The organism is Acinetobacter sp. SK-43, assembly GCF_015351505.1.
Classification (GTDB): Bacteria; Pseudomonadota; Gammaproteobacteria; order Pseudomonadales; family Moraxellaceae; genus Acinetobacter; species Acinetobacter junii.
This window is the reverse complement of the sequence record NZ_JADKPY010000065.1, coordinates 1-1,238: the sequence shown is the minus strand read 5'-3', so window position 1 is coordinate 1,238 and position 1,238 is coordinate 1. Positions and strand designations below refer to the sequence as shown.

Sequence of the window (1,238 nt, the reverse complement as noted above, 5' to 3'; positions counted from 1 at the left end):
TGATCCTAGCCAAAATAATGGACAGCACGTCCCTCTAAAGATAACGTAACTTTAATCTTTGGAGATTCAAGAAATGGCTAAACGTTTTAGTCCTGAATTTAAACAGCAAGCGATTGATTATGCACTTTCAAACTCCCACGAACCTATAGCTGCAATCGCCCAGAAATTAGGTGTGGGTTATTCAACTTTAGACAAATGGATTCGTGAAGCCAATCCAGTGGGTTCAAGCAAACGTCAACTTTCACCAGAACAACAGCGGATCTTAGAATTAGAGAAAGAAGTCAAACAGCTCAGGGAAGCCAATGACATCTTAAAAAAAGCGCATGTGTACTTTCTGACAGATCATGCCAAGAAAAGTACACGGTAATTCAAGATCTGGATGTGAATGAAGTCAATGTATCTTCTGCCTGTAAATGCCTGGGTGTCAGCACTTCAGGCTATTATGCCTGGCGAAAACGCCAGGCCAATCCAGCGCAGAAATATAATGATTTAAAAGCCGTATATTGGCAGCATCATGCACGATTGGGTGCACCTTCATTGGTACATGACATGCATGATTTAGGTTACAGCATGAGCGAACGAACCGTTGGAAGAATGCTTAAAAAGCTTGGTTTACGTAGCAGGATTGCACGTAAATACAAGCATACGACTGATTCAAACCATCGTTTGCCTACAGCGCCTAACTTGTTGGATCGTCAATTTACGGTCAATGAACCCAATAAGATCTGGACAACGGATATTACCTATATCCGTACTAAGCAAGGTTGGCTGTATTTATGTGTGATGCTAGATTTATTTAGCCGTCGTATCGTGGGGTGGCAAACCAGCCATCGAATAGACCGCCAGTTGGTGTGTGATACGTTTAACTATGCAATGGCTCGTCAGGGTTATCCAACTGGTGTTATGGTACATTCAGACCAAGGTTCACAGTACTGTAGTCGTGATTTTAGAGCGCTGTTACTGACAAATGATTGTACTCAGAGTATGTCTAGACGTGGAAACTGTTGGGATAATGCAGTGACTGAAAGCTTCTTTCATACATTAAAAGGTCATGTGGTACATGGCAGTGTATTTTCGACTCGAAAAGAAGCGAATGCTGTCTTGTTTGACTATATTGAAATTTATTACAATCGGATCAGAAGACATTCTGCAAACGGCTGGTTAAGTCCAGAAGCCTTTGAACAGAAATATATTAAAAGTTTAGAGGGGCTGGTTGTCCACGATACTGTCTAGGATCA

At 41.6% G+C, this 1,238-nt stretch carries 1 protein-coding gene; it reads left to right on the top strand.

Annotation, left to right across the window (positions count from 1 at the left end; translation table 11 throughout):
* Positions 1 to 73 precede the first annotated feature (73 nt).
* A protein-coding gene (locus tag IRT38_RS12325; RefSeq protein ID WP_180074912.1) for an IS3 family transposase occupies positions 74 to 1,233 on the top strand; the annotation gives its coding sequence in 2 pieces (ribosomal slippage) (positions 74 to 308 and positions 308 to 1,233; 1,161 coding nt in all).
* The last annotated feature ends 5 nt before the right edge of the window (positions 1,234 to 1,238 follow it).